General features: G+C 32.2%; 35 protein-coding genes and 1 pseudogene. All 36 read left to right on the forward strand.

The features are described 5' to 3' along the window. The first annotated feature begins 10 nt into the window (after positions 1 to 10). The 36 genes and pseudogenes from secY (at position 11) to rplO (ending at position 21,928) form a co-directional block, all read left to right on the forward strand. On the forward strand, positions 11 to 1,411 hold the full coding sequence (secY, locus tag ACM0L0_RS00380; RefSeq protein ID WP_416738597.1) for a preprotein translocase subunit SecY: 1,401 nt from the start codon (positions 11 to 13) through the stop codon (positions 1,409 to 1,411). Further along, a complete protein-coding gene (locus ACM0L0_RS00385; protein ID WP_416738598.1) occupies positions 1,405 to 2,070 on the forward strand; it encodes an adenylate kinase family protein in 666 nt (221 codons plus the stop codon). The genes secY and ACM0L0_RS00385 overlap by 7 nt, the downstream gene beginning before the upstream one ends. 32 nt (positions 2,071 to 2,102) lie before the next feature. Beyond that, entirely contained in the window at positions 2,103 to 2,849 is a 747-nt protein-coding gene (map, locus tag ACM0L0_RS00390) for a type I methionyl aminopeptidase (protein ID WP_416738599.1), read from the forward strand. Then, positions 2,850 to 3,065, forward strand: coding sequence for a translation initiation factor IF-1 (gene infA / locus ACM0L0_RS00395; RefSeq protein WP_416738600.1), 216 nt, complete (start codon positions 2,850 to 2,852; stop codon positions 3,063 to 3,065). 11 nt (positions 3,066 to 3,076) lie between these two features. Continuing rightward, on the forward strand, positions 3,077 to 3,190 hold the full coding sequence (gene rpmJ, locus ACM0L0_RS00400; RefSeq protein WP_416738601.1) for a 50S ribosomal protein L36: 114 nt from the start codon (positions 3,077 to 3,079) through the stop codon (positions 3,188 to 3,190). 13 nt (positions 3,191 to 3,203) lie between these two features. Further along, positions 3,204 to 3,572 (forward strand): 30S ribosomal protein S13, encoded by a 369-nt coding sequence (gene rpsM, locus ACM0L0_RS00405; RefSeq protein WP_416738602.1) that lies wholly within the window; start codon positions 3,204 to 3,206, stop codon positions 3,570 to 3,572. A gap of 2 nt (positions 3,573 to 3,574) precedes the next feature. After that, positions 3,575 to 3,964, forward strand: coding sequence for a 30S ribosomal protein S11 (gene rpsK / locus ACM0L0_RS00410; protein ID WP_257089267.1), 390 nt, complete (start codon positions 3,575 to 3,577; stop codon positions 3,962 to 3,964). A gap of 27 nt (positions 3,965 to 3,991) precedes the next feature. Beyond that, positions 3,992 to 5,002: a DNA-directed RNA polymerase subunit alpha gene (locus tag ACM0L0_RS00415; RefSeq protein WP_416738603.1), complete on the forward strand. Its 1,011-nt coding sequence runs from the start codon at positions 3,992 to 3,994 to the stop codon at positions 5,000 to 5,002. 1 nt (position 5,003) lies between these two features. Then, positions 5,004 to 5,366, forward strand: a complete 363-nt coding sequence (rplQ, locus tag ACM0L0_RS00420; protein ID WP_416738604.1) for a 50S ribosomal protein L17 — start codon at positions 5,004 to 5,006, stop codon at positions 5,364 to 5,366. 182 nt (positions 5,367 to 5,548) lie between these two features. Next, positions 5,549 to 6,742 (forward strand): acetate/propionate family kinase, encoded by a 1,194-nt coding sequence (locus ACM0L0_RS00425; RefSeq protein WP_416738605.1) that lies wholly within the window; start codon positions 5,549 to 5,551, stop codon positions 6,740 to 6,742. Beyond that, a complete protein-coding gene (gene coaD, locus ACM0L0_RS00430; protein WP_416738606.1) occupies positions 6,732 to 7,163 on the forward strand; it encodes a pantetheine-phosphate adenylyltransferase in 432 nt (143 codons plus the stop codon). Before ACM0L0_RS00425 ends, coaD begins: the two co-directional genes overlap by 11 nt. After that, on the forward strand, positions 7,156 to 7,749 hold the full coding sequence (yihA, locus tag ACM0L0_RS00435; RefSeq protein ID WP_416738607.1) for a ribosome biogenesis GTP-binding protein YihA/YsxC: 594 nt from the start codon (positions 7,156 to 7,158) through the stop codon (positions 7,747 to 7,749). The genes coaD and yihA overlap by 8 nt, the downstream gene beginning before the upstream one ends. Further along, positions 7,736 to 8,659, forward strand: a complete 924-nt coding sequence (locus ACM0L0_RS00440) for an MAG1430 family protein (protein ID WP_416738608.1) — start codon at positions 7,736 to 7,738, stop codon at positions 8,657 to 8,659. The genes yihA and ACM0L0_RS00440 overlap by 14 nt, the downstream gene beginning before the upstream one ends. A gap of 178 nt (positions 8,660 to 8,837) precedes the next feature. Beyond that, positions 8,838 to 10,271, forward strand: a complete 1,434-nt coding sequence (gene pyk / locus ACM0L0_RS00445) for a pyruvate kinase (protein ID WP_416738609.1) — start codon at positions 8,838 to 8,840, stop codon at positions 10,269 to 10,271. Positions 10,272 to 10,394: 123 nt separating this feature from the next. Continuing rightward, a complete protein-coding gene (locus tag ACM0L0_RS00450; RefSeq protein ID WP_416738610.1) occupies positions 10,395 to 12,047 on the forward strand; it encodes an MBL fold metallo-hydrolase RNA specificity domain-containing protein in 1,653 nt (550 codons plus the stop codon). 70 nt (positions 12,048 to 12,117) lie between these two features. Then, a complete protein-coding gene (locus ACM0L0_RS00455; RefSeq protein WP_416738611.1) occupies positions 12,118 to 12,459 on the forward strand; it encodes a thioredoxin family protein in 342 nt (113 codons plus the stop codon). A gap of 201 nt (positions 12,460 to 12,660) precedes the next feature. Next, positions 12,661 to 12,969 carry a 30S ribosomal protein S10 gene (gene rpsJ / locus ACM0L0_RS00460; protein WP_416738612.1) on the forward strand — a complete coding sequence of 103 codons (309 nt, stop codon included), beginning with the start codon at positions 12,661 to 12,663 and terminating at the stop codon, positions 12,967 to 12,969. A 28-nt stretch (positions 12,970 to 12,997) separates the two neighbouring features. After that, positions 12,998 to 13,621 (forward strand): annotated as a pseudogene (rplC, locus tag ACM0L0_RS00465) (50S ribosomal protein L3); the annotation flags it as partial. Between the two features lie 170 nt (positions 13,622 to 13,791). Beyond that, positions 13,792 to 14,487, forward strand: a complete 696-nt coding sequence (rplD, locus tag ACM0L0_RS00470) for a 50S ribosomal protein L4 (RefSeq protein ID WP_416738613.1) — start codon at positions 13,792 to 13,794, stop codon at positions 14,485 to 14,487. Then, the gene (gene rplW / locus ACM0L0_RS00475; RefSeq protein WP_416738614.1) at positions 14,487 to 14,960 is read left to right on the forward strand and encodes a 50S ribosomal protein L23; all 474 of its coding nucleotides are present in this window, start codon (positions 14,487 to 14,489) and stop codon (positions 14,958 to 14,960) included. The genes rplD and rplW overlap by 1 nt, the downstream gene beginning before the upstream one ends. Before the next feature lie 106 nt (positions 14,961 to 15,066). Beyond that, complete coding sequence (rplB, locus tag ACM0L0_RS00480; RefSeq protein ID WP_416738615.1) at positions 15,067 to 15,912, forward strand: 50S ribosomal protein L2; 846 nt, start codon at positions 15,067 to 15,069, stop codon at positions 15,910 to 15,912. After that, positions 15,912 to 16,190, forward strand: coding sequence for a 30S ribosomal protein S19 (gene rpsS, locus ACM0L0_RS00485; RefSeq protein WP_416738616.1), 279 nt, complete (start codon positions 15,912 to 15,914; stop codon positions 16,188 to 16,190). Before rplB ends, rpsS begins: the two co-directional genes overlap by 1 nt. Continuing rightward, entirely contained in the window at positions 16,190 to 16,531 is a 342-nt protein-coding gene (gene rplV, locus ACM0L0_RS00490; RefSeq protein WP_416738617.1) for a 50S ribosomal protein L22, read from the forward strand. The genes rpsS and rplV overlap by 1 nt, the downstream gene beginning before the upstream one ends. 1 nt (position 16,532) lies before the next feature. Further along, positions 16,533 to 17,186, forward strand: a complete 654-nt coding sequence (gene rpsC / locus ACM0L0_RS00495) for a 30S ribosomal protein S3 (RefSeq protein ID WP_416738618.1) — start codon at positions 16,533 to 16,535, stop codon at positions 17,184 to 17,186. Then, a complete protein-coding gene (gene rplP, locus ACM0L0_RS00500) occupies positions 17,186 to 17,608 on the forward strand; it encodes a 50S ribosomal protein L16 (protein WP_416738619.1) in 423 nt (140 codons plus the stop codon). Before rpsC ends, rplP begins: the two co-directional genes overlap by 1 nt. Next, the gene (gene rpmC / locus ACM0L0_RS00505; RefSeq protein ID WP_416738620.1) at positions 17,608 to 17,802 is read left to right on the forward strand and encodes a 50S ribosomal protein L29; all 195 of its coding nucleotides are present in this window, start codon (positions 17,608 to 17,610) and stop codon (positions 17,800 to 17,802) included. The genes rplP and rpmC overlap by 1 nt, the downstream gene beginning before the upstream one ends. 2 nt (positions 17,803 to 17,804) lie before the next feature. Next, on the forward strand, positions 17,805 to 18,074 hold the full coding sequence (gene rpsQ, locus ACM0L0_RS00510; RefSeq protein WP_416738621.1) for a 30S ribosomal protein S17: 270 nt from the start codon (positions 17,805 to 17,807) through the stop codon (positions 18,072 to 18,074). Further along, positions 18,074 to 18,439, forward strand: coding sequence for a 50S ribosomal protein L14 (rplN, locus tag ACM0L0_RS00515; protein ID WP_416738622.1), 366 nt, complete (start codon positions 18,074 to 18,076; stop codon positions 18,437 to 18,439). The genes rpsQ and rplN overlap by 1 nt, the downstream gene beginning before the upstream one ends. A gap of 18 nt (positions 18,440 to 18,457) precedes the next feature. Beyond that, on the forward strand, positions 18,458 to 18,790 hold the full coding sequence (gene rplX / locus ACM0L0_RS00520) for a 50S ribosomal protein L24 (protein WP_416738623.1): 333 nt from the start codon (positions 18,458 to 18,460) through the stop codon (positions 18,788 to 18,790). A gap of 1 nt (position 18,791) precedes the next feature. Then, positions 18,792 to 19,337 (forward strand): 50S ribosomal protein L5, encoded by a 546-nt coding sequence (gene rplE, locus ACM0L0_RS00525; protein WP_416738624.1) that lies wholly within the window; start codon positions 18,792 to 18,794, stop codon positions 19,335 to 19,337. Further along, a complete protein-coding gene (locus ACM0L0_RS00530; protein ID WP_416738625.1) occupies positions 19,337 to 19,522 on the forward strand; it encodes a type Z 30S ribosomal protein S14 in 186 nt (61 codons plus the stop codon). Before rplE ends, ACM0L0_RS00530 begins: the two co-directional genes overlap by 1 nt. Positions 19,523 to 19,524: 2 nt before the next feature. Beyond that, positions 19,525 to 19,920: a 30S ribosomal protein S8 gene (gene rpsH, locus ACM0L0_RS00535; protein WP_416738626.1), complete on the forward strand. Its 396-nt coding sequence runs from the start codon at positions 19,525 to 19,527 to the stop codon at positions 19,918 to 19,920. Positions 19,921 to 19,932: 12 nt separating this feature from the next. After that, on the forward strand, positions 19,933 to 20,472 hold the full coding sequence (rplF, locus tag ACM0L0_RS00540; protein ID WP_416738627.1) for a 50S ribosomal protein L6: 540 nt from the start codon (positions 19,933 to 19,935) through the stop codon (positions 20,470 to 20,472). 21 nt (positions 20,473 to 20,493) lie between these two features. After that, complete coding sequence (gene rplR, locus ACM0L0_RS00545) at positions 20,494 to 20,847, forward strand: 50S ribosomal protein L18 (RefSeq protein ID WP_416738843.1); 354 nt, start codon at positions 20,494 to 20,496, stop codon at positions 20,845 to 20,847. A 1-nt stretch (position 20,848) separates the two neighbouring features. Further along, positions 20,849 to 21,484 (forward strand): 30S ribosomal protein S5, encoded by a 636-nt coding sequence (rpsE, locus tag ACM0L0_RS00550; RefSeq protein ID WP_416738628.1) that lies wholly within the window; start codon positions 20,849 to 20,851, stop codon positions 21,482 to 21,484. A gap of 9 nt (positions 21,485 to 21,493) precedes the next feature. Next, positions 21,494 to 21,928 (forward strand): 50S ribosomal protein L15, encoded by a 435-nt coding sequence (gene rplO / locus ACM0L0_RS00555; protein ID WP_416738844.1) that lies wholly within the window; start codon positions 21,494 to 21,496, stop codon positions 21,926 to 21,928. The last annotated feature ends 30 nt before the right edge of the window (positions 21,929 to 21,958 follow it).

Below are 21,958 nucleotides of genomic sequence, written 5' to 3' on the forward strand. Positions count from 1 at the left end.
AGGGGAAATTTTGCGCACTTTAATATTTAAAATAAAGAACCAATGAAATAATTTCTGAAGTAATAAAGAATTAACCAAAAAGGTTATTTTTACTTCATTCCTTTTGATAATTTATATTATGGGTACAACAATTACGGTTCCATTTGTAAGATTGATCAATGCAGATGAAATTGGTAATAACTCATTTTTAAACACCCTTAACTTAATTGGAGGTGGTGGTTTAAGACAATTCTCATTATTTGCACTGGGAATCAGTCCTTTCATTAACGCGTCGTTAATTATGATGATTTTACAATCCAAAATTTTTCCACCAGTTCACAAATTGAGTCAAAGTGGACCTCAAGGAAGAAGAAAAATCAATGTTATAACAAGATTTCTTACTCTTATTATTTCATATCCGCAAGCTGTCTTCTTACTTAAAACTTTAACAGCTGGTGGACGAAATTCATTTATTGGATTTGATCTAGCAGGAACCGGAATTTCTGAAGGCACAATGGCATACTTCATTTTACCCGTTCTATTAACTGCTACATCATTATTTGCACTCTTTATATCAGAGCAAATAACAAATAAAGGTGTTGGAAATGGAACTAGTTTAATCATTTTTACTGGTATTGCTGCTAGACTTCCATTTCAATTTAAAGAAGCATTTATTCACTATATTGGACTAGAACCTTCAAAACTTTCTAGCTCATTAGTAGGTATTGTTAACTTTACTACATACATAGTTGTATATTTAGTCATTATTATGATTATAGCTATTGTTTATACAGCAGAAAGACATATACCTATTCAACAAATTGGTGCCGGAAGATCTAAGAGTAAAAAGGAAATGGGTAATTTACCTATTAAACTTAATCCAGGTGGAATTATGCCAATTATTTTTGCAATGATGGTATTATCATTCCCTACAATGATTGCTAACATTCTTCCAGATACAAGTGCTTCTAAGCAATGAATTAACCAAAACTTACAATTTACACAACCAATTGGATTTACACTCTTATTAGTTATTATTTTTGCTTTCTCTTTAGTTATGGGGATTCAACAATCTAAAGTTGATAAAATAGCTGAAGATTTTGCTAAAAATTCAACATTTATTCCTGGGGTTAGACCTGGAGAAGAAACACAAGACTATTTAATAGCTATTGTGTTTAGATTAAGTGTTTTCTCATCATTTTATTTACTAATATTAGGTGGAATGCAATTTGTTGAAATTATGGCAGGAATCTTACCAAGCGTAATTTCATTTGGTGGTACAGGATTAATGATTTTAGTTAGTGTATCACTTGAAACAGTGAGCCAATTACAAGCTCGTAGAAAAACATATAGATTAGCTAAGGCTAAGAGAGAATCAATGAAAAACATCGAAAATTATGAAGCTAAGAGCGTCGAAGGACTATTATGATAAACAATTTTAAAACTAACATTATTTTTATGGGTCAACCTGGAGCAGGAAAGGGTACTGTAGCTTCTTTAATTGCAAGCAAAAGCAATTTAATCCACGTTTCTACTGGAAATATATTTAGAAAAGAAATAGAAGAACAAACAGAATTAGGTCTTAAAGTAAAAAATATTGTTACAACAGGTGGATATGTACCTGATGAAATCACAAATGCGATTGTAAAAAATGCATTAGAAAAACTTAAAAAAGAAAATAAATATTTTATCCTTGATGGATTCCCTCGAACAATAGCACAAGCAGAATTCTTAAAAACTTTAACAGAGTTTAATTTTGTTGTTGTTGAACTAAAAGTAGATAAATCAATCATTTTAGATCGTTTAAGTGGTAGAAGAACTTGTTCAAAATGTTCTGAAAGCTATCACATTAAATACAAACCATCAAAAGACAATAAAACATGTGATTTATGTGGTGGTGAATTAATTCAAAGACAAGATGATACTGAAGAAAGAATCGCACATCGTTTAGACTTATACGAAGAACAAACTAAACCATTATTAGATTATTATGCTAATTTAAATGAATTAAATGTGATAGATGCTTCACAAACCCCTGATTTAGTGGCTGATAAAGTTCTTAAATTAATTAAAAAAAATGATAAAATATAAAAACTTTAGAAGAAGTAGAAAGGATTTTTATTATGATAACAATTAAAAATCCATCAGAAATCGAAAAAATTTCTAAGTCATGTAAGATCTTGGCAGAAGTTAAACAAGTTATTTGAGACTTTGTAAGACCAGGTGTTTCTTTAAAAGATATCGATCAATTGGCTTTTAAAGAAATAATAAAACGGGGAGCTAAACCAGCCTTTAAAGGACTCTATGGTTTCCCTGCTACAGCATGTATATCTGTAAACGAACAATTGATACATGGTATACCAAGTGATTATATCCTTAAAGATGGTGACTTAGTCAGTGTTGATCTAGGTTGCATTTGAGAAGGATATAATAGCGATAGTGCATTTACAAAAGGTGTTGGAACTATTTCTGAAGCTGACCAAAAAATAATTGATGCAGCTAAAGAAGCATTCTATGCAGGTTTCAATGCAATTAAAAAAGGTGCACGTGTAGGAGATATATCTTACGCTATTGGACAATCTATAAAAAAACATGGTTATTATACACCTGCTGAGTTTTGTGGGCACGGTATTGGACGTAAGCTACATGAAGATCCTTACGTTCCAAATGATGGTGTTAAAGGAACTGGACCATTGCTTAAAGATGGTATGGTTATTTGTATTGAACCTATGGTTACAAAATATCCAAAAATCAAAACTCTTAAAGATGGGTGAACAGTAGTCAGTGCTGATGGAAGTAATAATTCTCATTATGAACACACAGTACTAATAAAGAATGGCAAAGGGATCATTCTTACGAAAGGAATTTAATTGGCTAAAGATGCAATTAAACTAACAGGCACTGTAAAAGAGGCATATTCAACAGACGATTATTCTGTTGAGTTAGAAAATGGCGTTGTAATTAAAGCGCATATATCAGGTAAGATGAGAGTAAACCATATCAGAATATTACCTGGTGATGCTGTAGATGTAGAAGTAAGTCCTTATGATTTAACTCAAGGACGCATTACATACAGACACAAATAAAAGGAGAACTAATGAAAGTTAGAGCAAGTGTTAAAAAAATGTGTAAAGACTGTAAAATTATCAAACGTAAAGGAATTATCCGTGTAATTTGTGTACAACCAAAACACAAACAAAGACAAGGATAAGAAGGGGAAATAAATGGCTAGAATTTTAAACGTTGAAATTCCTAACAATAAACGTGTTGTTATTTCATTAACATACATTTATGGAATTGGGAACTCATTAGCAAAAGAAATCTGTGCAAAAGCAAACATTAGCGAAGATGCACGTGTAAAAGACTTATCAGAAGAAGAATTATCAAGAATCCGTGAAATTGCTAAAGAATATACAACTGAAGGTGACTTACGTAGAGAAGTAAGCTTAAACATTAAACGTTTAATGGAAATTAAATGTTACCGTGGAATGAGACACCGTAAAGGATTACCTGTACGTGGACAAAGTACTAAGAAAAATGCTCGTACACGTAAAGGACCTAGAAAAACAGTTGCTGGAAAGAAAGGTAAATAATCATGGCACGTAAGACAAAGAAAAAGAACATTACAAGTGGTGTTGCACACATCCACTCAACAAACCAAAATACAATTGTTACATTTGCAGATGAAAATGGTAATGTTATAGCTTGATCATCAGCTGGAGCAATTGGATACAAAGGTACAAAGAAAAAGACTCCATATGCTGCTGGTTTAGCTGCACAAGCTGCTGCTGAAGCTGCTAAAGAACACGGAATCAAAACAGTTAAAGTTGAATTAAAAGGACTTGGAGCTGGAAAAGACGCTGCAAGAAAACAAATCGAAGTTAGCGGAATTACAGTTACAGAAATCAAGGATGTTACACCAGTTCCACACAACGGAACAAGACCTCCAAAACGTATTTTAAAACGTGAACGTATGAAGAAATAATTCGTAACATAAAGGAAGGTACAAACAATGGAAAAATTTAAAAAACCAAATTATTTAGAAAAACCACAAATTAGAGAAACTAGTGAATATGAAACTACATTTTCTTTACAAGGTTTAGAAAGAGGATATGCTAACACTTTAGGAGTTGCACTTAGACGTACACTTCTTTCAAGTGTTACAGCCTTAGCACCTTTTTCTGTTAGAATCGAAGGTGTTACACATGAATTCCAAACTATTAAAGATGTAGTCGAAGATGTACCAAGTTTATTTATGAACCTAAGAAAAGTTAGATTCACATATGATGCAAACCAAGTTTCAGATAATGAAATTATCAAAGTAACTTTATCTTCAAATGCAATCGGACCTGTTACAGCTAGATCATTAAAAGTTGTTAACAACCCAAGTGTACAAGTTCTAGATCACAATGTGTATCTAGCAACAGTTTCAACTGAATCAGCATTAAATCTAGAATTATATTTACGTCCTGGACGTGGATATATGTCATTTGATGAAAACAAAGCTTACGTAACAAAGAGAGAAGCTGAATTAGCATCTTTAACAGATATTAAGAAAGCAAACTTTATTGCAATCGATTCAAACTTCTCACCAATTACAAAAGTAGCTTATTCAGTTTCTGAATTAAATTCATCATCACCTAAACTAGAAGAAAAATTAGACTTTACAATCCACACAGATGGAACAGTAAAAGCTAAAGATGCTATTAAATCAGCTGCTGAAATCTTAATGGGATTATTCCAAGTAATTGGATCAGTTGAAGACATGAAACTTGACATTTTTGAAGAAGAAGCACCAAAAATTGAAGAAAAAGAAGAAGATGATTTAGACATTGCTCAAATGGGACTTTCAGTTCGTTCAGCAAATGCTCTTAAGAGAATTAAGAGAACTAAATTATCACAAATTAAAGAACTTACATTGAATCAATTAGAACAAACTAAAAACTTAGGTAAAAAATCAATTCAAGAAATCATAGACAAATTAAAAGAATATGGTTACGAATTAAAAGAAGGAGATGAGTAATATGGCAAACCCAACTCAAATTTATTCACGTGATACAAAATGAAGAAATGGTGTAATGCGTTCATTAGTGAGCGAATTATATGTTAACGGAAGAATCGTTACAACTTTAACAAGAGCAAAAGAAGTAAGAAGACACGCTGAAAGAATGATTCAAAAAGCTAAGAACCCAACATTAGCTAACAGACGTGCAGTTGCTGCTTATTTACGTCCAATTCAAACAAAAGATGGCAAAGAAGTATTAAAATACTTATTTGAAGATATTGCACCAAAATACGCTGAAAGAAATGGTGGATACACAAGAATTATTAAATTACCTCGTCGTCAAGGTGATTCAACACGTATGGCAATTATTGAATTAGTTTAATTTTTACAATTTTAATTACACGCAATTAGTACTTATCGAATAATAAGATAGGTACTTTTTTATAGCTTTATCCTATGCCAAAAAAATTAATAATTGGTATAATTTAGCTATTAATAAGAACATTTAAAGACTTGTAATAAGTTTTTATTTTAAGTACATGATTAGAAACTAAAGGAGAAAGAATGACAGAAAAAGTTTTAGTAATCAACGCTGGAAGTAGTTCAATTAAATTAAGTCTTTTTGACAAAGAAAGCTTAGAACTAATTGCTAGTGGTATTGCAGAAAGAATCACATTACCAGAAGGTAACATCGCTTTAAAATATAACGGTGAAAAATATGAAGAAATTGTTGTTATGCCAACACATGAAGAAGCAGTTAATGCACTATACAAATTAATGCAAAAAATTAACTTAATATCAAATCCTGATGAAATTTCAAACATCGGATTTAGAATTGTGCAAGGGGGAACATACTTTGATCGTACAACTAAAGTAACTGACAAAGAAATTGCACTAATTGATGAATGTTCAATGTATGCACCTTTACATAACCCAGGTGCTGTCCAAGCAATTTTAGGATTTAGAAAAGTTTTTCCAAATGCTAAATTATCAGCTGACTTTGATACAGCTTTTCACACAACAATAAACAAGGTTAATGCAACATATGCAATTCCTAAAAACCTTACAGAACAATACAAAATTAAACGTTACGGAGCTCATGGAATTTCACACCAATACATTGCTGAAAAATTAGCTCAAATTCTTGGCAAAGATAAAGTAACATTTGTTAACTTACACTTAGGAAATGGTGGAAGTTTATGTGCTATTAAAGACTCTAAATCATTTGATACTTCAATGGGATTAACACCTCTTGCAGGAATTATGATGGGAACTAGAAGTGGTGACATCGATCCTTCAATTCATGAATTTGTTTGCAAACAAACAGGAATGAGCATTCAAGAATTCACAAACATCTTAAACAAACAAAGTGGATTATACGGAGTTTCAACAGTCTCAAGTGATATGCGTGATATTACAGCTGCAGCTAAAAATGGAAATGCAGATGCAGCATTTGCTTTAGAATTATATGCACAAAAAATTGCAGATTATACAGCTTTATATGCTAACAAAATTGGTGGAAATCCTGATGCTATTGTCTTTACAGCAGGAATTGGGGAAAATGTTGCTTTAATTAGACAAATGGTTGTTGATAAACTATTTTTCAAAAACATCAAACTTGATCATGCAGCTAACACTGCTCCATTTGATGATTATGCTTTAATTTCAGCACCAGATAGTGAAGTTAAAGTTTATGTAATCCGCACTAATGAAGAATTAGTTATTGCACGTAATGCATTAGAAATTTATGCAAAATAATAAATCAGCCTTGTATGCAGGATCATTTGATCCCTTCCATCCTGGCCATCAAGCAGTAGTAGAAAAAGCCTTGCAACTCTTTGAAACACTTTATTTAGTAGTAACTTGAAATCCGGATAAAGATAATAAAGAAAGAGTAGAGGCTAACTATACAGCTTTATGTAATTTGTATGCCAATAAACCTGAAGTCATTGTGCTACAAAATACCACACAGTTAACTGCTCATTTAGCTCAAGAACTAAATGTCAAATGACTAATTCGTAGTGCTAGAAATAACACTGACTATAACTATGAATTAGAATTAGCTTATGGAAATAAAAGCTTAAATCCAGAGTTAGAAACTATTTTAATTGTTCCAGATTGTGACACGGTTCAATATCAATCTAGATTAATAAGACATAAGGAAAAATTCAATGTTTAAATTTATAAAATCAGCTACTAAAAAAGAAAATTGATATGAGCATCCATACAACGAAATTGCCTTTTGAGGGCGTTCAAATGTCGGAAAAAGCTCATTAATTAATACAATAGTATCAAATAAAAAATTAGCCAAGGTATCTAAAACCCCTGGGAGAACGCAATTATTAAACTTCTTTCAAAATGAAACAGGTGCTGTTTTTGTTGATCTACCTGGTTATGGATATGCTAAAGTTTCAAATACTCAATTAGTTGAAATGAACAAAATGATTGATGAGTATATTATTAATCGTAGCAACTTAAAATGTTTATATTTATTAATTGATGCAAGACACGGTATTACTAAAACTGATATTGAACCAATTGAATTTTTACTTCGGGTACATGTACCATTTAAAATAGTTTATACAAAAGCAGATAAGCTGAAACAAAAAGAAAAACATCAATTATTAAAAGACATTCAAGCTTCAAGACAATTATATGGACCATTTCAATATTTTATTGTTTCAAGTGAAACTAAAATTGGAATTAATGATTTAATTAATGATATTAATGACACTTTATCGGGAGAAAATTATGAAGAAAAGTAGTAAGTTATTTTTAGCATACGGAATTATTGGTGCCATTGCTCTAGGTGGAATTATTGGTACTTCTATTTCAATTGCTCAACAACAAAAAAAGCAAACCTTAGTGCAACAACTAGACAATTACCAACTTAATAAAACTGCTAGCTTAAACCAAAATACACTTGCTTCTATTTATGCAACTAATCCTTTACAAGTTGTTAATTACAAATGAGATTCTCAGGCTTGAAGTAAAGAATTAAAAGTAAGCACTCTACTTTCTCAAAAAGATCTAGTTGATAATGAAGGCAAAAAACCTAAAAATCAATTTTACTTATATAATAAAGCTAAACCATTGGCTGCTATTTTTACTGAAAGTGATTATGCTTTAATTCAATTTAAATCATATGCAAATGATTTTGAAGGTATCTTATATTTAGAAGTTACTTATCCAGTTACAAGTGTAATGAAACAACAAGATCCTAGTTTAGGAGATACTGTAACTAAAGTGTATTCACTATCTGGGTTTAATAAAATTACTGAAAACAATCCTTACCAATATAATAATACAATTGCAGTAAGCGCTAAAAGTGATGAAATTAAACATGATTTTGATTCTTTAGATAAACTTCAAACTGCTTATAACACTATGGTAAGTAACTTAGCTAGTTCAAAACAACCTGCATTAGATAGAGAAACTTGATTTAGAAAATACTTTGATTTTAATCTTGTTCCAGTTACTGCGATTGATTGAAATAAAACTAGTTTAACATTTACTAATAATTCAGTAACTATTCAATATACATATGGATACAAAGTTTTATCAGCTAGTGTAAGCAATTTATACAATGTTGAAAAATACTTCCCAAACAATGGTTCTACAGCTAGCGAAACTTTTAATAATTTATTCACATCAGACAAAAATACAACTGCTTAAAAATTACTCTGCTAATAAGATCATTAGCAGAGTTTTTTTGTCCTTTTAACTCTATTTTTTAAGTTTAAAAGTCTAATACTACATTGAATAATTTTCATTAGATACTATATAAATAAATTTTTTAAATTGTTCTTATTAGTGATAAAATACATATATAAAAATTACTTATAGGAGTATTATGAAAATTACTGATAAAAGAACTAAATTAGTAGCTACTATCGGTCCATCAAGTGATAACTATGATATGTTACTTTCACTTGTGGAAAATGGTGTTACTACAATTAGAGCTAACTTTAGCCACGGTTCACACGAAGAACAATTAAACAAATTTAAATTAGGAAAAAGAGTTTCTCAAGAACTTAAAATCCCTGTTTCATTAATGTTAGATACAAAAGGACCAGAAATTCGTATAGGAAAAATGAAAGATGGTGCTCAAGTAGTACAATCAGGTTCTGAAGTTTTAATTCACACAACAAGTGAAAAATACCAAACATTAGAAGGAACAGCTACAGAAATCACAGTTGCTTACGATATGGCACAAGATTTAGCTGTTGGAAACCAAGTTTTAATTGACGATGGTAAACTTTCTACAGTTGTTACTGAAGTAGGTAAAGGATACGTTAAAGTTAAAGCAGAAAACACACACAAATTAAAGACAAACAAACGTGTTAACTTACCAGGTGTTGACTTCTCATTACCATTCCTAGCTGAAAAAGACATCAATGACGTTAAATTCGGAATTGAAAATGGAATTAACTATGTTGCTGCTTCATTCGTTAACTCAGCACGTAACGTTAAAGAATTAAGAAAATTATTAGATGAAAATGGTGGAAGCCACATTCAAATTTTCTCAAAAATTGAATCTCACTTAGGATGTGTAAACATCGACGAAATTATCGAAGCATCAGATGGTATTATGGTTGCTCGTGGTGACTTAGGACTTGAAATTCCTTACTACGATGTTCCTTACTATGAAAAAATGATGATCAGAAAATGTCGTGAAGCTGGTAAACCAGTTATCGTTGCAACACAAATGTTAGACTCAATGGAAAACTCACCTCACCCAACACGTGCAGAAGTAACAGACGTTTACTACGCAGTTGAATTAGGTGCTGACTCAACAATGCTTTCAGGAGAAAGTGCAAACGGATTATTCCCACTTGAAGCTGTTAAAACAATGGCTGCTATCTCAAGAAGAGCAGAAAAAGAATTCTACGCAAGAAACTACTACGATGTGCAACTTGAAAAAGTTTGAGCAAACTCAGACCAATCAAACAAACGTTCACAAATCGCTTACAAAATTGCTGAAAAAACAAAAGATGGAAAATACAAATTTGTTGTTACATTATCAAGAACTGGAACATTATTAAAAGAAGTTGCTAAATTTAGACCAAACTCAACAATTATTGGTGTAGTTAACAACCCATTATTAGTAAATGCATTCGGTTCATATTCAAGTGTTTGAACATCTGTTGATTCAGAAGCTTTATTCCCATTAATTAAGAAAGATCACGAAAATGCTGTTACAGCTCTTGAACCATACGGAATTCAAAAAGGTGATCAATTCTTAGTTGTTGAAAACGATGTTATTACAGAACACGTTGTTAAATAATAACTATTTAAATATTCGCTAATTGTGGCGGATATTTTTTTGCTTTTAATGTTATAATTAAGCTAGTTAATAAGTAATTATTAATTTTCATACAATCACAAAATAATCTAACAGGAGAAAATAATGAATAATGTTAATATTTTTGCTCTAGGAGGGCAAGATGAAAATGGTAAAAATTGTTATGTTTTTGAACACAACAATGATATTTACGTAATTAATGCAGGTGTCAAAGTTCCAATTGATGCAAATAATGGTGTTGACACTTTAATTCCTGATTTTTCATATTTAATCAAAAATAAAGACAAGATTAAAGGTATTTTTATCACAGATATCAAGAACGAATCTTTCTCAGCTTTACCATGATTACTAATGAAAATTCCAAACTTACAAATCTATACATCAGCATTTAATAAAGTAATGGTGCTAGAAAGAATTTCTAAATACGGAATTGATCAAAAAAGCTTTAGAATTAACACTTTAAGAGGGAAAACTAGAGTGGGATCAGTTGATGTCATTCCTTTTAACTTAACTGGATCAATGCCTGGAAATACTGGATTTAATTTTTCTACAGCAGATGGTGACTATTTATTTATGTTTAACTATGTTGAAGGAGATTTAGGAATTTATGGCAAAACTAGTTTCAAATCTTTAGCTAACTATTTTAGTCACAAACCAATTATTGCTTTAGTAACAGATGCTGGAAGAAGCAATGTAGCTGGAAGAGCAATTGACAAATATAAAACTAATCCTAAATTAAATACAGCTTTTGAAAATACTGCTCCAAATAAACGTATTGTAGTAGGAGCTTATGGTGAAGAAATGGTCTCAATTCAACAAGTTATTGATTTAGCCATTAAATACAATCGTCCAATTGTCCCTTATGGAAAAACATATGCTGATTTACTTTATTTAATTTCAAAATTTAGCGACAATTTAAAACTACCTGAAGTAGTTGATTATAAATCTATTGCTAAATATGATAATGCAGTCATTTTAGTAACAGCAGCAACTGAACGTTTATATAATCGTTTTGAGAGAATTGCATCAGAAAAAGATGTTTATTTAAAATTAAATAATGATGATACTATGATCTTGATGGCTCCACCAGTAAATGGATTGGAATCTAAATATGCTGAAATGATGGACTTAGTTGCTAAAATTACCCCAAATATCTATGAAATTTTAGACAATGATTATTTCTATTTACGTCCAACAAAAGAAGATTTATTAAACTTAGTAAAACATTTAAAACCTAGCTATTTTGTTCCAACACAAGGACTATATCGTTACTTAGTTGGAGCTAGTGAATATATCATTGAAGAATTAGGTAAAAAGCAAACAATTGACCCTGTAGTTTTATTAAATGGTAAAATAGCTCACTTCCAAGGTGATAAATTATTTAGCCACAACGGAAAAATTAAAGAAGTAGGAAATACGATAATTGATGGTTTTGGAGTTGGGGATATTTCTTCAGAAGTTATTGCTGAAAGAGAAGCTCTTGGAAGAGAAGGTGTTATTGTTATTAATGGTTTATACTCACCTAAAACTAAGAAAATTGTTGGTCAGCTTCACATTAGCTATATAGGAGTTATTGATCAAAGCGAAATTGAAGAAACAAATGCTTTAATCACTGACTTAATTGTTGATGTCTTTAAAACTAAATCCTTTACTTCAATGCGGGAAGTAAATGAAAAATTAAGAAAAACAATCCGTAAAAAGATTTTCAAACTTAAAGATAAAGACCCTATGGTTGCTTTAACTTTAACTACTATTTAATTTCCAAAAAACACATTTTTGCTGTAAAATAATACACATAATGTGTTTTTTTATAAAAGGAGGAGAAAAAATGTTTAAACAAATGTTATGAAAAGATGCACAAGCTGTAATTGAAAACAACCCATCAGATCATTTATTATTTTTAAATTTCACAACAAATTGATGTGGAGATTGTAAAATGATGAAACCAATCGTTGAATCAGTTGCAAGCGAGTATGAAAACAACGATAAAATTACTTTTATCAATATTGATGCTGAAGAAGCTAAATTATTTAGAGAACATGATAATAAATGAAAAGTCTTAAAAGTACCAACTATGTTACTTTTACAAGGAGATGAAATTTTAGAACGTGGATATGAGTATATGCCGATGCAAATTTTAAGTAATTGAATCAGCAAAAAAATCTCATAATTAGGTGTTTGATACACCAAGAGCAGTTGCTAAAAAAATAAGCAGAAAAAACCTTTCTGTTTTTTTAATTTTTCAATATAATACAAAAGCAACTATAGCTATGATTTTTAAAGGTTGCTAGCTTGCCAAGATTCAGTTGTCGAGGACAAGTTAGGTTTTTTAAAAGGAGCTATTGTTCAAAAGAACAAAAGGAGACAACACATGAGTAAACTAAATATCAAAGTTAAAGGGTTTGACCACTCATTAGTTGACCAAGCTGCTAAGAAAATTTTTACAGTAGCAAAATCAACTGGTGCTGAAAAAGTTAGTGGACCAATTCCTTTACCTACAAAAAGAGATGAAGTTACTATCTTAAGATCTGTTCACATTAACAAAAAATCACGTGAACAATTCGAAAGCAGAACACACCAAAGATTAGTTGTAATTACCAATCCTTCTGCTGAAACACAAGATAAATTAAACAGACTTGAATTACCAGCTGGTGTGGATATTCAAGTTAAAGTAAAATAAATTTAATACCCAAATTTAAGGAGAACAAATGAAAGGAATCTTAGGACGTAAAGTTGGTATGACTCAAATTTTTACAGAATCTGGTAAAAGTGTTCCAGTTACTGTAATAGAAGTACAACCAAATGTTGTGTCAAAAGTTTTAACAGCTGACAAAAATGGTTACGTTGCTACTCAACTTGCTGTATTTGATAAAAAAGCAAGTCGTGTTAACAAACCTGAATTAGGTCACTTTAAAAAAGCTGATACAACACCTAAGCGCTTCGTTAAAGAAGTTCGTGATATGTCAGGTTATGAACTTGGAAGTGAAATTAAAGCTGACATATTCACATCAGGTGAATTAGTAGATGTTACTGGAACATCAAAAGGAAAAGGATTCGCCGGAACAATTAAAAGACACAATCAACACATCGGACCTAAATCTCACGGTGGAGGTGGAGGATCTCAACCTGTTAGACAAACTGGATCACTTGGGGATATCTCAGGTAACAGAGTGTTCAAAGGTATGACAATGCCAGGGCAACTTGGAAATGTTAAAACAACAGTTCAAAACCTTGAAATCGTTAAAGTTGATGTGAAAAACAATTTACTTTTAATTAAAGGGTCAATTCCAGGACCTAAAAAATCTTTCGTAGTAGTTAAGGAAGCTGTTAAAGGTCTTCCAAACCGTGAAGGAATCAAACTTGTTGACATTGAAGAAGTTATGTTAATGAACGAATTAATCGAAAAAGCTAAAAAATTCAATATTGAAGTTACAGTTGGAATGAACTCAGCTGAATTATCAGCATTAATTCAAGAAGCTGAAGAAAAAGGAGATAAATAGTTATGGCTGAAACAGTTAAAAAATCAACAAAAGCAACAACAGCTAAAAAAGCTACAGCTCCTAAATCAGCAAAAGTAACAGTTGCTAAAGACAAAAATGTTACAAAAGCTGCTTTCAAAGCTGAATTACCTGCTAAATTATTCGCAAGCGAAAAAATTTATGAACAAGCAATTTTCGACTCTATTCTTTCAGAAAGAGCTTCAAGAAGACAAGGAACACACAAAGTTAAATCACGTGCAGAAGTTTCTGGTTCAGGTAAAAAACCATGAAGACAAAAAGGTACAGGACGTGCAAGAACAAGTTCTACACGTACACCTATCTGAGTTGGTGGTGGTAGAGCATTCGGTCCTACAGCTAACAGAAACTACTCATTAAAAGTTAATAAGAAAGTTAAACTTGCTGCATTCATTTCAGCATTAACATTATTAGCTCAAGACAATGCTGTATTAGTTAACGATCTTGCTTTAGAAACAGTATCAACAAAAGCTATGGCTGCTAAATTAGCAGAATTAAACTTAAACAACTTAAGAAACGTATTAATCGTTACTGAAAGTGAAACAGTTTACAAATCAGCAAGAAACATTCCAAATGTTGTTTTATCAAAAGCTAACTCATTAACAGTTGAAAGATTAATCGGAGCAGATGTTATGGTTATTTCAAATGAAAGCTTAAAACTATTAGAAGGGAAAGTTAAATAATGGAATTAACAAGAGTTATTATTGCACCAGTTCTTACAGAAAAATCAGATATTCAAAGAGCTAACGGTGTTTATACTTTCAAAGTAGATTACAAAGCTAACAAACACCAAATTGCTGAAGCTATCGAAACAATCTTCAATGTAAAAGTTGAATCAGTTAGAACAATCAAAGTTGAAAAACAACCTAAAAATGTTGGACGTTTCCACGGATTTACAAATCGTTACAAAAAAGCTATGGTTACTTTAAAAGCTGGTTCAGATATGAACTACTTACCAGCTGATGAAGAAGAAGCAACATTAGTTGCTGAAGAAACTAAAGCAAAAGAAGCAGCTAAAGCTGAAAAAGCTGCAAAAAACGCAGATGTTGAAAAGAAAGCTGCTGCTAAATTAGCTGCTAAAAAATCAACAGCTACAAAAACAACAAAAACAGTTGCTAAAAAAGCTACTACAAAACGTAAAGTTGGTGGAGAATAATAATATCTCCGATGAACTTTCGGAACACAATTTAATTTAATGGGGTAAAAAGCTTGCTTAAAAGACAGACCCCCAACTATTTTTAAGCAAAAGGAGAAAAGACACAATGGCGATTAAACATTATAAGCCAACGACAAATGGTCGTAGAAACATGTCTTCTCTTGACTACAGAGCAAACTTATCAGGTCACGCTCCAGAAAAATCACTTTTAGTGAATTTAAGAAATAACGCTGGACGTAACAACCAAGGTAAGATTACTGTTAGACATCACGGAGGGCGTGTTAAAAGATTCTACAGAATTGTAGACTTCAAACGTAATAAAGATAACATCCCTGCAATCGTTAAAACAATTGAATATGATCCAAACAGATCAGCAAACATTTGTTTATTAGCATATGCAGATGGAGAAAAAAGATACATCCTTGCTCCTAAAGGTATTAAATTAGGACAAATCGTAGTTTCAGGAACAAATGTTGACATTATGGTAGGTAACACATTACCACTTGCAAACATTCCTGAAGGTACATTCGTACACAACATCGAAATGCAACCTGGAGGTGGAGGGGTTATAGCTCGTTCAGCTGGAACTTCTGCACAAATCTTAGGTAAAGATGATGATGGTAAATACGTAGTGTTAAGATTAAAATCAGGTGAAACACGTCGTATCTTATCACGTTGCCGTGCAACAATTGGTGTTGTAGGAAACGAAGAACACTTACTTGTTAATGTTGGTAAAGCTGGAATCAACAGACACAAAGGTATTAGACCAACAGTACGTGGATCAGTTATGAACCCTGTAGACCACCCACATGGTGGAGGGGAAGGTAAGCAACCAGTTGGACGTAAAGCTCCACTTACACCTTGAGGTAAAAAAGCTCTTGGAGTTAAGACAAGAAAAACTAAGAAATCTTCAAATAAACTTATTTTAAGAAGAAGAAAGGATTCTAAATAATGGCACGTAGTCTTAAAAAAGGTCCATTCGCAGACGAACACTTACTTAAAAAAGTAGATGCTATCGTTGAAGGAAATGCACCTAAAAAACCAATTAAAACTTGATCAAGACGTTCTACAATCTTCCCAAGCTTCGTAGGATTAACATTCGCAGTTCACAACGGAAAACAATTCTTAGAAGTTTACGTAACAGATGACATGGTAGGACACAAATTAGGAGAATTCGCACCAACAAGAACATTCTCAGGTCATGGTGCAGATAAAGGTAAGAAGAAATAATGGCACAACAAGCAAAAGCACACGTTAAATTACAAAGAGTTAGCGTTTCTAAAGCTAAATTAGTAGCAAACCTTTTCAGAGGAAAAGATGTTACTGAAGCATTAGGACTTCTACACAACGTTAACAAAAAATCAGCTCCTATTTTTATCAAGTTATTAGAATCAGCAGTTGCAAACGCTACACACAACCACGGTATGGATGCAACTAAATTATATGTAAAAGAAGTTTATGTAAATGAAGGTCCTACTCTTAAGAGATTCCAACCAAGAAGTCAAGGTCGTGCTTACTCAATCTTAAAACGTACATCTAATTTATCAGTAGTATTAGAGGAGAGAAATTAATATGGGACAAAAAGTTAATCCAAATGGATTCCGTTACGGTGTTACTAAAGCACACAACTCAACATGATTTGCAGACAAAGATAACTTTGGAACATATTTAGTTGAAGATGCTAAGATCTACAAATTTTTCGATAAATTAGTACGTCAATACCAAATTGGACAAGTAGAAGTAAAACGTAACAAAGATAATAAAGTTACAGTTATTCTTCACACAGCTAAACCAGCAGCAGTTCTTGGAACAGAAGGTAAAAATGTTCAAGAATTAACTGTTGCATTACAAAAAAATGTTAAGAACAAGAACTTAAATGTAAACATTCAAGTTGTTGAACTTAAAAACCCTGATTTAAACGCAAGATTACTTGCAGAAATGATTGCTACAAAATTAGAAAACCGTGAAAGTTTCCGTTCAGCACAAAAAATTGCTATTAGAAATGCAATGCGTGCTGGAGCAAAAGGTGTTAAGACAGCAGTTAGTGGACGTCTTAACGGTGTTGATATGGCTCGTACAGAAGGATATTCTGAAGGTGAAATGAAATTACATACATTAAGACAAAATGTTGACTATGCTACAGCAACAGCTAGAACAACATACGGTGCTATTGGTGTTAAAGTGTGAGTATCATTAGGTGAAATTTTGGAAGGGGAAAATAAATAATGCTTCAACCAAAGAGAACTAAATACAGAAAACCATTTGTTGTTAAACACGACAAACGTAGAGCTACAAAAGGAAACACAGTAGCATTTGGTGAATTCGGATTACAAGCTACAACATCAGCATGAGTAACAGCTCGTCAAATCGAGTCAGCTCGTATTGCTGCTACACGTAGAATGGGTCGTGAAGGACAAGTTATTATCCGTATATTCCCACACTTTGCCAAAACATCTAAACCTATCGGAGTACGTATGGGTTCAGGTAAAGGTACACCAGAATTATGATATACAGCAGTTAAAGTAGACACAATGATGTTTGAAGTTGGTGGAGTTTCAGAAGAAATAGCACGTGATGCTTTACGTCTTGCTGGACACAAATTACCTGTTAAATGAAGAATTGTTAAAAGAGAAGAAGGAGATAAATAATGCTTTACAATGAATTAAAACAAAAATCAGTTGAAGAATTACAAACTCTTGTAGCTCAACTTAAAGCAGAATTATTTACTTTAAGATACAGAAATGTTACAGGTGATCTAAAAGAAACACACAAAATTGCACTTATTAGAAAAGATATTGCTAAAGCTCTTACAGCTTTAAACGAAAAAAAAGGAGCTAAATAATTATGGAAAGAAACACAAGAAAAACACTTGTTGGTACAGTTGTTTCTGCTGGTAAAACAGCTAAAACAATTATTGTTGCAGTTGACACATACAAAACACACCCATTATATTCAAAACGTTTCAAATCAACAAAAAGATTTGCAGTACACGATGAAAATCAAGTTGCTCAACTAGGTGATATCGTTTTAATCATGGAAACTAGACCACTTTCAAGAACAAAACACTTCAGATTAGTTGAAGTTAAACAACAAGCTACAGAAGGACAAAACTAATGTTACAAGAATTATCAAGAGCAAACGTTGCTGATAACTCAGGTGCTAAAGAAATCGGAGTTATCCGTATCTTAGGTGGGTCAAGAAAGAAAGTAGCAAACATCGGTGATATTATTGTATGTTCAGTTAAAAAAGCTATTCCTAATGGAATGGTAAAAGAAGGTCAAGTTGTTAAAGCAGTTGTTGTTAGATCATCATACGGTGTGCACCGTGACAATGGTTCATACATTCGTTTTGACGACAACGCTGTAGTATTACTTAAGGAAGATTTAACTCCACGTGGAACACGTGTATTCGGACCAGTTGCTCGTGAATTACGTGAAAAATTCCCTAAAATTGTTTCACTTGCACCAGAAGTATTATAGGATTTAAGGAAGAACATTATGAACAAAATTAAATTTAGAAAAAATGACGAAGTTATCGTTATTGCTGGTAAAGAAAAAGGTCAAACAGGAACAATTGAAAAAGTATTACACAACGAAAACAGAGTTATTGTTAAAGGATTAAACTTTATCAAAAAACACAACAAACCTTCTCAACAAAACCAAGATGGTTCAATTACAGAAAAAGAAGCTCCAATTCATGTTTCAAACGTGCAATTATTAGTGAAAAAAGCAACAAAAGACAAACCACATCAATCATCAAAAATAGGATACAAAATTGATGCTAAAGGAAACAAAGTAAGAGTAGCAAGAAAGACAGGAAAGGAAATCTAATATGCTTAAAAATGTTTATTTAGAAAAAGCAGTTCCTGCTTTAAAAGAAAAATACAATTACAAATCATCAATGGAAGTTCCTAGAATCGAAAAAGTTGTATTAAACATGACTGCTGGAAAAGAAATTAATAATTCAAAAGCAATCGAAGAAGTTTTAAATGAATTAACATTAATTTCATCACAAAAACCATATCAAACAACAGCTAAAAAATCAAACGCTTCATGAAAATTACGTGAAGGAATGCCTATGGGTGGAAAAGTTACACTTCGTAGAGACAGAATGTGAGATTTCTTAGACAAATTAATCAACGTGGCAATGCCTCGTATCCGTGACTTCCGTGGAGCAAATCCTAAAGCATTTGACGGAAGAGGAAACTACAACCTTGGAATTAAAGAAGAAATCATCTTCCCAGAAATCGAATTTGACAAAATTCGTAGAATCAAAGGTCTTGACGTTATTATTGTAACAAGCGCAAAAACTGATGCAGAAGCAAGAACATTGCTTGAATCAATCGGTGTACCATTTGAAAAAAAAGGAGCTAAATAATGGCTAGAAAAGCATTAATCGAGAAAGCAAAACGTCAACCAAAATTCTCATCACGTGCTTACACACGTTGTGAATTATGTGGACGTCCACACTCAGTATTAAGAAAATATAAAGTATGTCGTATCTGTTTTAGAAATCTTGCTCACGAAGGTAAGATTCCAGGTATGAAGAAAGCGAGTTGATAATTATGTTTATTACAGATCCAATTGCAGATTTAGTTGTTCGCATTAAGAACGCTAACATTAGAAAACATAAAACAGTTACAATTCCTTATTCAAAACAAAAAGAAGCTATCGTTAAGCTTATTTTAGATGAAGGGTACATTGCATCATACGCTATCGAAGGTGAAGGCGTAGATAAAAACATTGTTGTTACATTAAAATACAAGAAAAACAAATCAGCTATCGTTGACTTTAAGAGAGTTTCAAAACCAGGTCTTAGAGTTTATGTTAAAGCTGAAGAAATTCCAAGTGTTATCTCAGGATTTGGTACAGTTATTATTTCTACATCAAAAGGACTTATGACAGGAAAAGAAGCTAGAAAGGAAAATGTAGGTGGTGAAGTTATCGCTTACATTTGATAATAGGTAATTAGTATGTCTCGTGTTGGAAATCGTGTTATAAACGTTCCTGCTGGAACAACTATTACTGTTGAAGGAAACAAAGTTACTGTTTCTGGAAAACACGGATCTCTTGTTAGAGAATTCAGTCCTTTAATCACAATTAACGTAGAAAACAACCAAGTTACAACAGTTCGTGCAAACGAAGAAAAACACACAAAACAATTACACGGTACAACAAACTCATTAATTTCAAACATGATCAAAGGAGTTACAGAAGGATTCCAAATCGATCTTGAAATTAAAGGGGTTGGGTATAAAGCTGAACTTAGAGGAAATGAAATTGTTGTTAATGCTGGATATTCACACCCAGTATCTAAAAAAATACCTGCTGAATTAAAAGTTACAGTTGCTAAACCAACAGAAATTTCAGTATTCGGAAACGATAAAGAAGTTGTTGGACAATTTGCTGCTGTTGTTAGAGGAATCAGAAAACCTAACGTTTACTCAGGTAAAGGTATTTCATACAAAGGCGAAAAAATTAGACGTAAAGAAGGGAAAACAGCTTCTAAATAATTTAGAAGTTGCTAGGTTAAAATTATGAAAGCAAAATCAAGAAACGCAGCTAGAAAAGTTAAACATGTTCGTTTACGTCAACACATTAGTGGTACAGCTTCAACACCACGTTTAAATGTGTTTAAATCACACCAAAACTTCTACGCTCAAGTTATCGATGACACTAAAGGTGTTACATTATTATCAGCTACAACACTTCAAAAAGGTGTTTATGCAGGTAACATTGCTTCAGCAGTAGAATTAGGTAAAAAAATGGGTCAAGAAATGGTTAAATTAGGTATCAAAGAAGTTGTATTTGATCGTGGTGGATACTTATACCACGGTAGAGTAAAAGCTTTTGCAGACGCAGTTAGAGAACAAGGAGTTAAATTCTAATATGGAAAACAATAAAGAAGTTAAAGCAACAGAAGTTGCAGGTACACAAGAAGTTGTAGCTAAAAAAGCTCCTAGAGTAGCTAAAAAAGCTCAAGAAGCTGGTGAACAACGTCCACGTCGTAACGCAGCTGCTAATAGAAAACCACGTGTACAAAGATTTGAATCAGAATTTACAGAAAAAGTTGTAGATATCGCTCGTGTTACAAAAGTTGTTAAAGGTGGAAGAAGATTCAGTTTCTCAGCATTCGTTGTTGTAGGAAACAAAAAAGGTCTAGTTGGATTTGGACACGGTAAGGCTAACGAAGTTCCAGATGCAATTAGAAAAGCTATCAAAGACGCACAAAACAACCTTGTATCAGTTCCAGTTGTAAACGGAACATTACCACACGAAATTGATGCTAAATTCTTAGCTTCACGTGTATTATTAAAACCAGCTCCTAAAGGAAAAGGACTTATCGCTTCAGGTACAGTTCGTGCTGTAGTAGAACTTGCTGGTTACACAGACATCGTTACAAAAACATACGGTTCACGTTCAAAATCTAACGTAGTTAAAGCAACAGTAAAAGCATTACAAAACTTAAGAACAGTTGAAGAAATTGCTGAAATCAGAGACAAACAAGTAAAGGATTTTCAATAAGACATGGCTATAAAATTAAATAATTTAAAATTTGCTGAAGGTTCAAGACCTGACAAACACCGTAAAGGTAGAGGACACGCTGCTGGTAAAGGTAAACAAGCAGGTAAAGGACAATCAGGACAAAACAAACGTAAAGGTCACAGATTAGGATTCGAAGGGGGACAAACTCCTTGATTCCGTAGAATTGGTAAACGTGGATTTACAAACGTTAACCACATTGAATATCAAATTATCAACTTATCTGATTTAGAAGCAAAATTCAACGATGGAGATACAATTACTTTAGAAGCATTATTTGACTCAAAATTAATTAAAAGACAAATGCCAGTTAAACTTTTAGGTAATGGTGAATTAACCAAAAAATTAACAATCTATGTTCACAAAGCCTCAGCTTCTGCTAAAGAAGCATTCGCTAAAGTTGGTGGAACAATCAACGAATTATAATAATCATTTCAAAGCCAAGCGAAAGCTTGG

It is taken from the genome of Mycoplasma razini (genome assembly GCF_048076865.1).
Classification (GTDB): Bacteria; Bacillota_I; Bacilli_A; order Mycoplasmatales; family Metamycoplasmataceae; genus Mycoplasmopsis.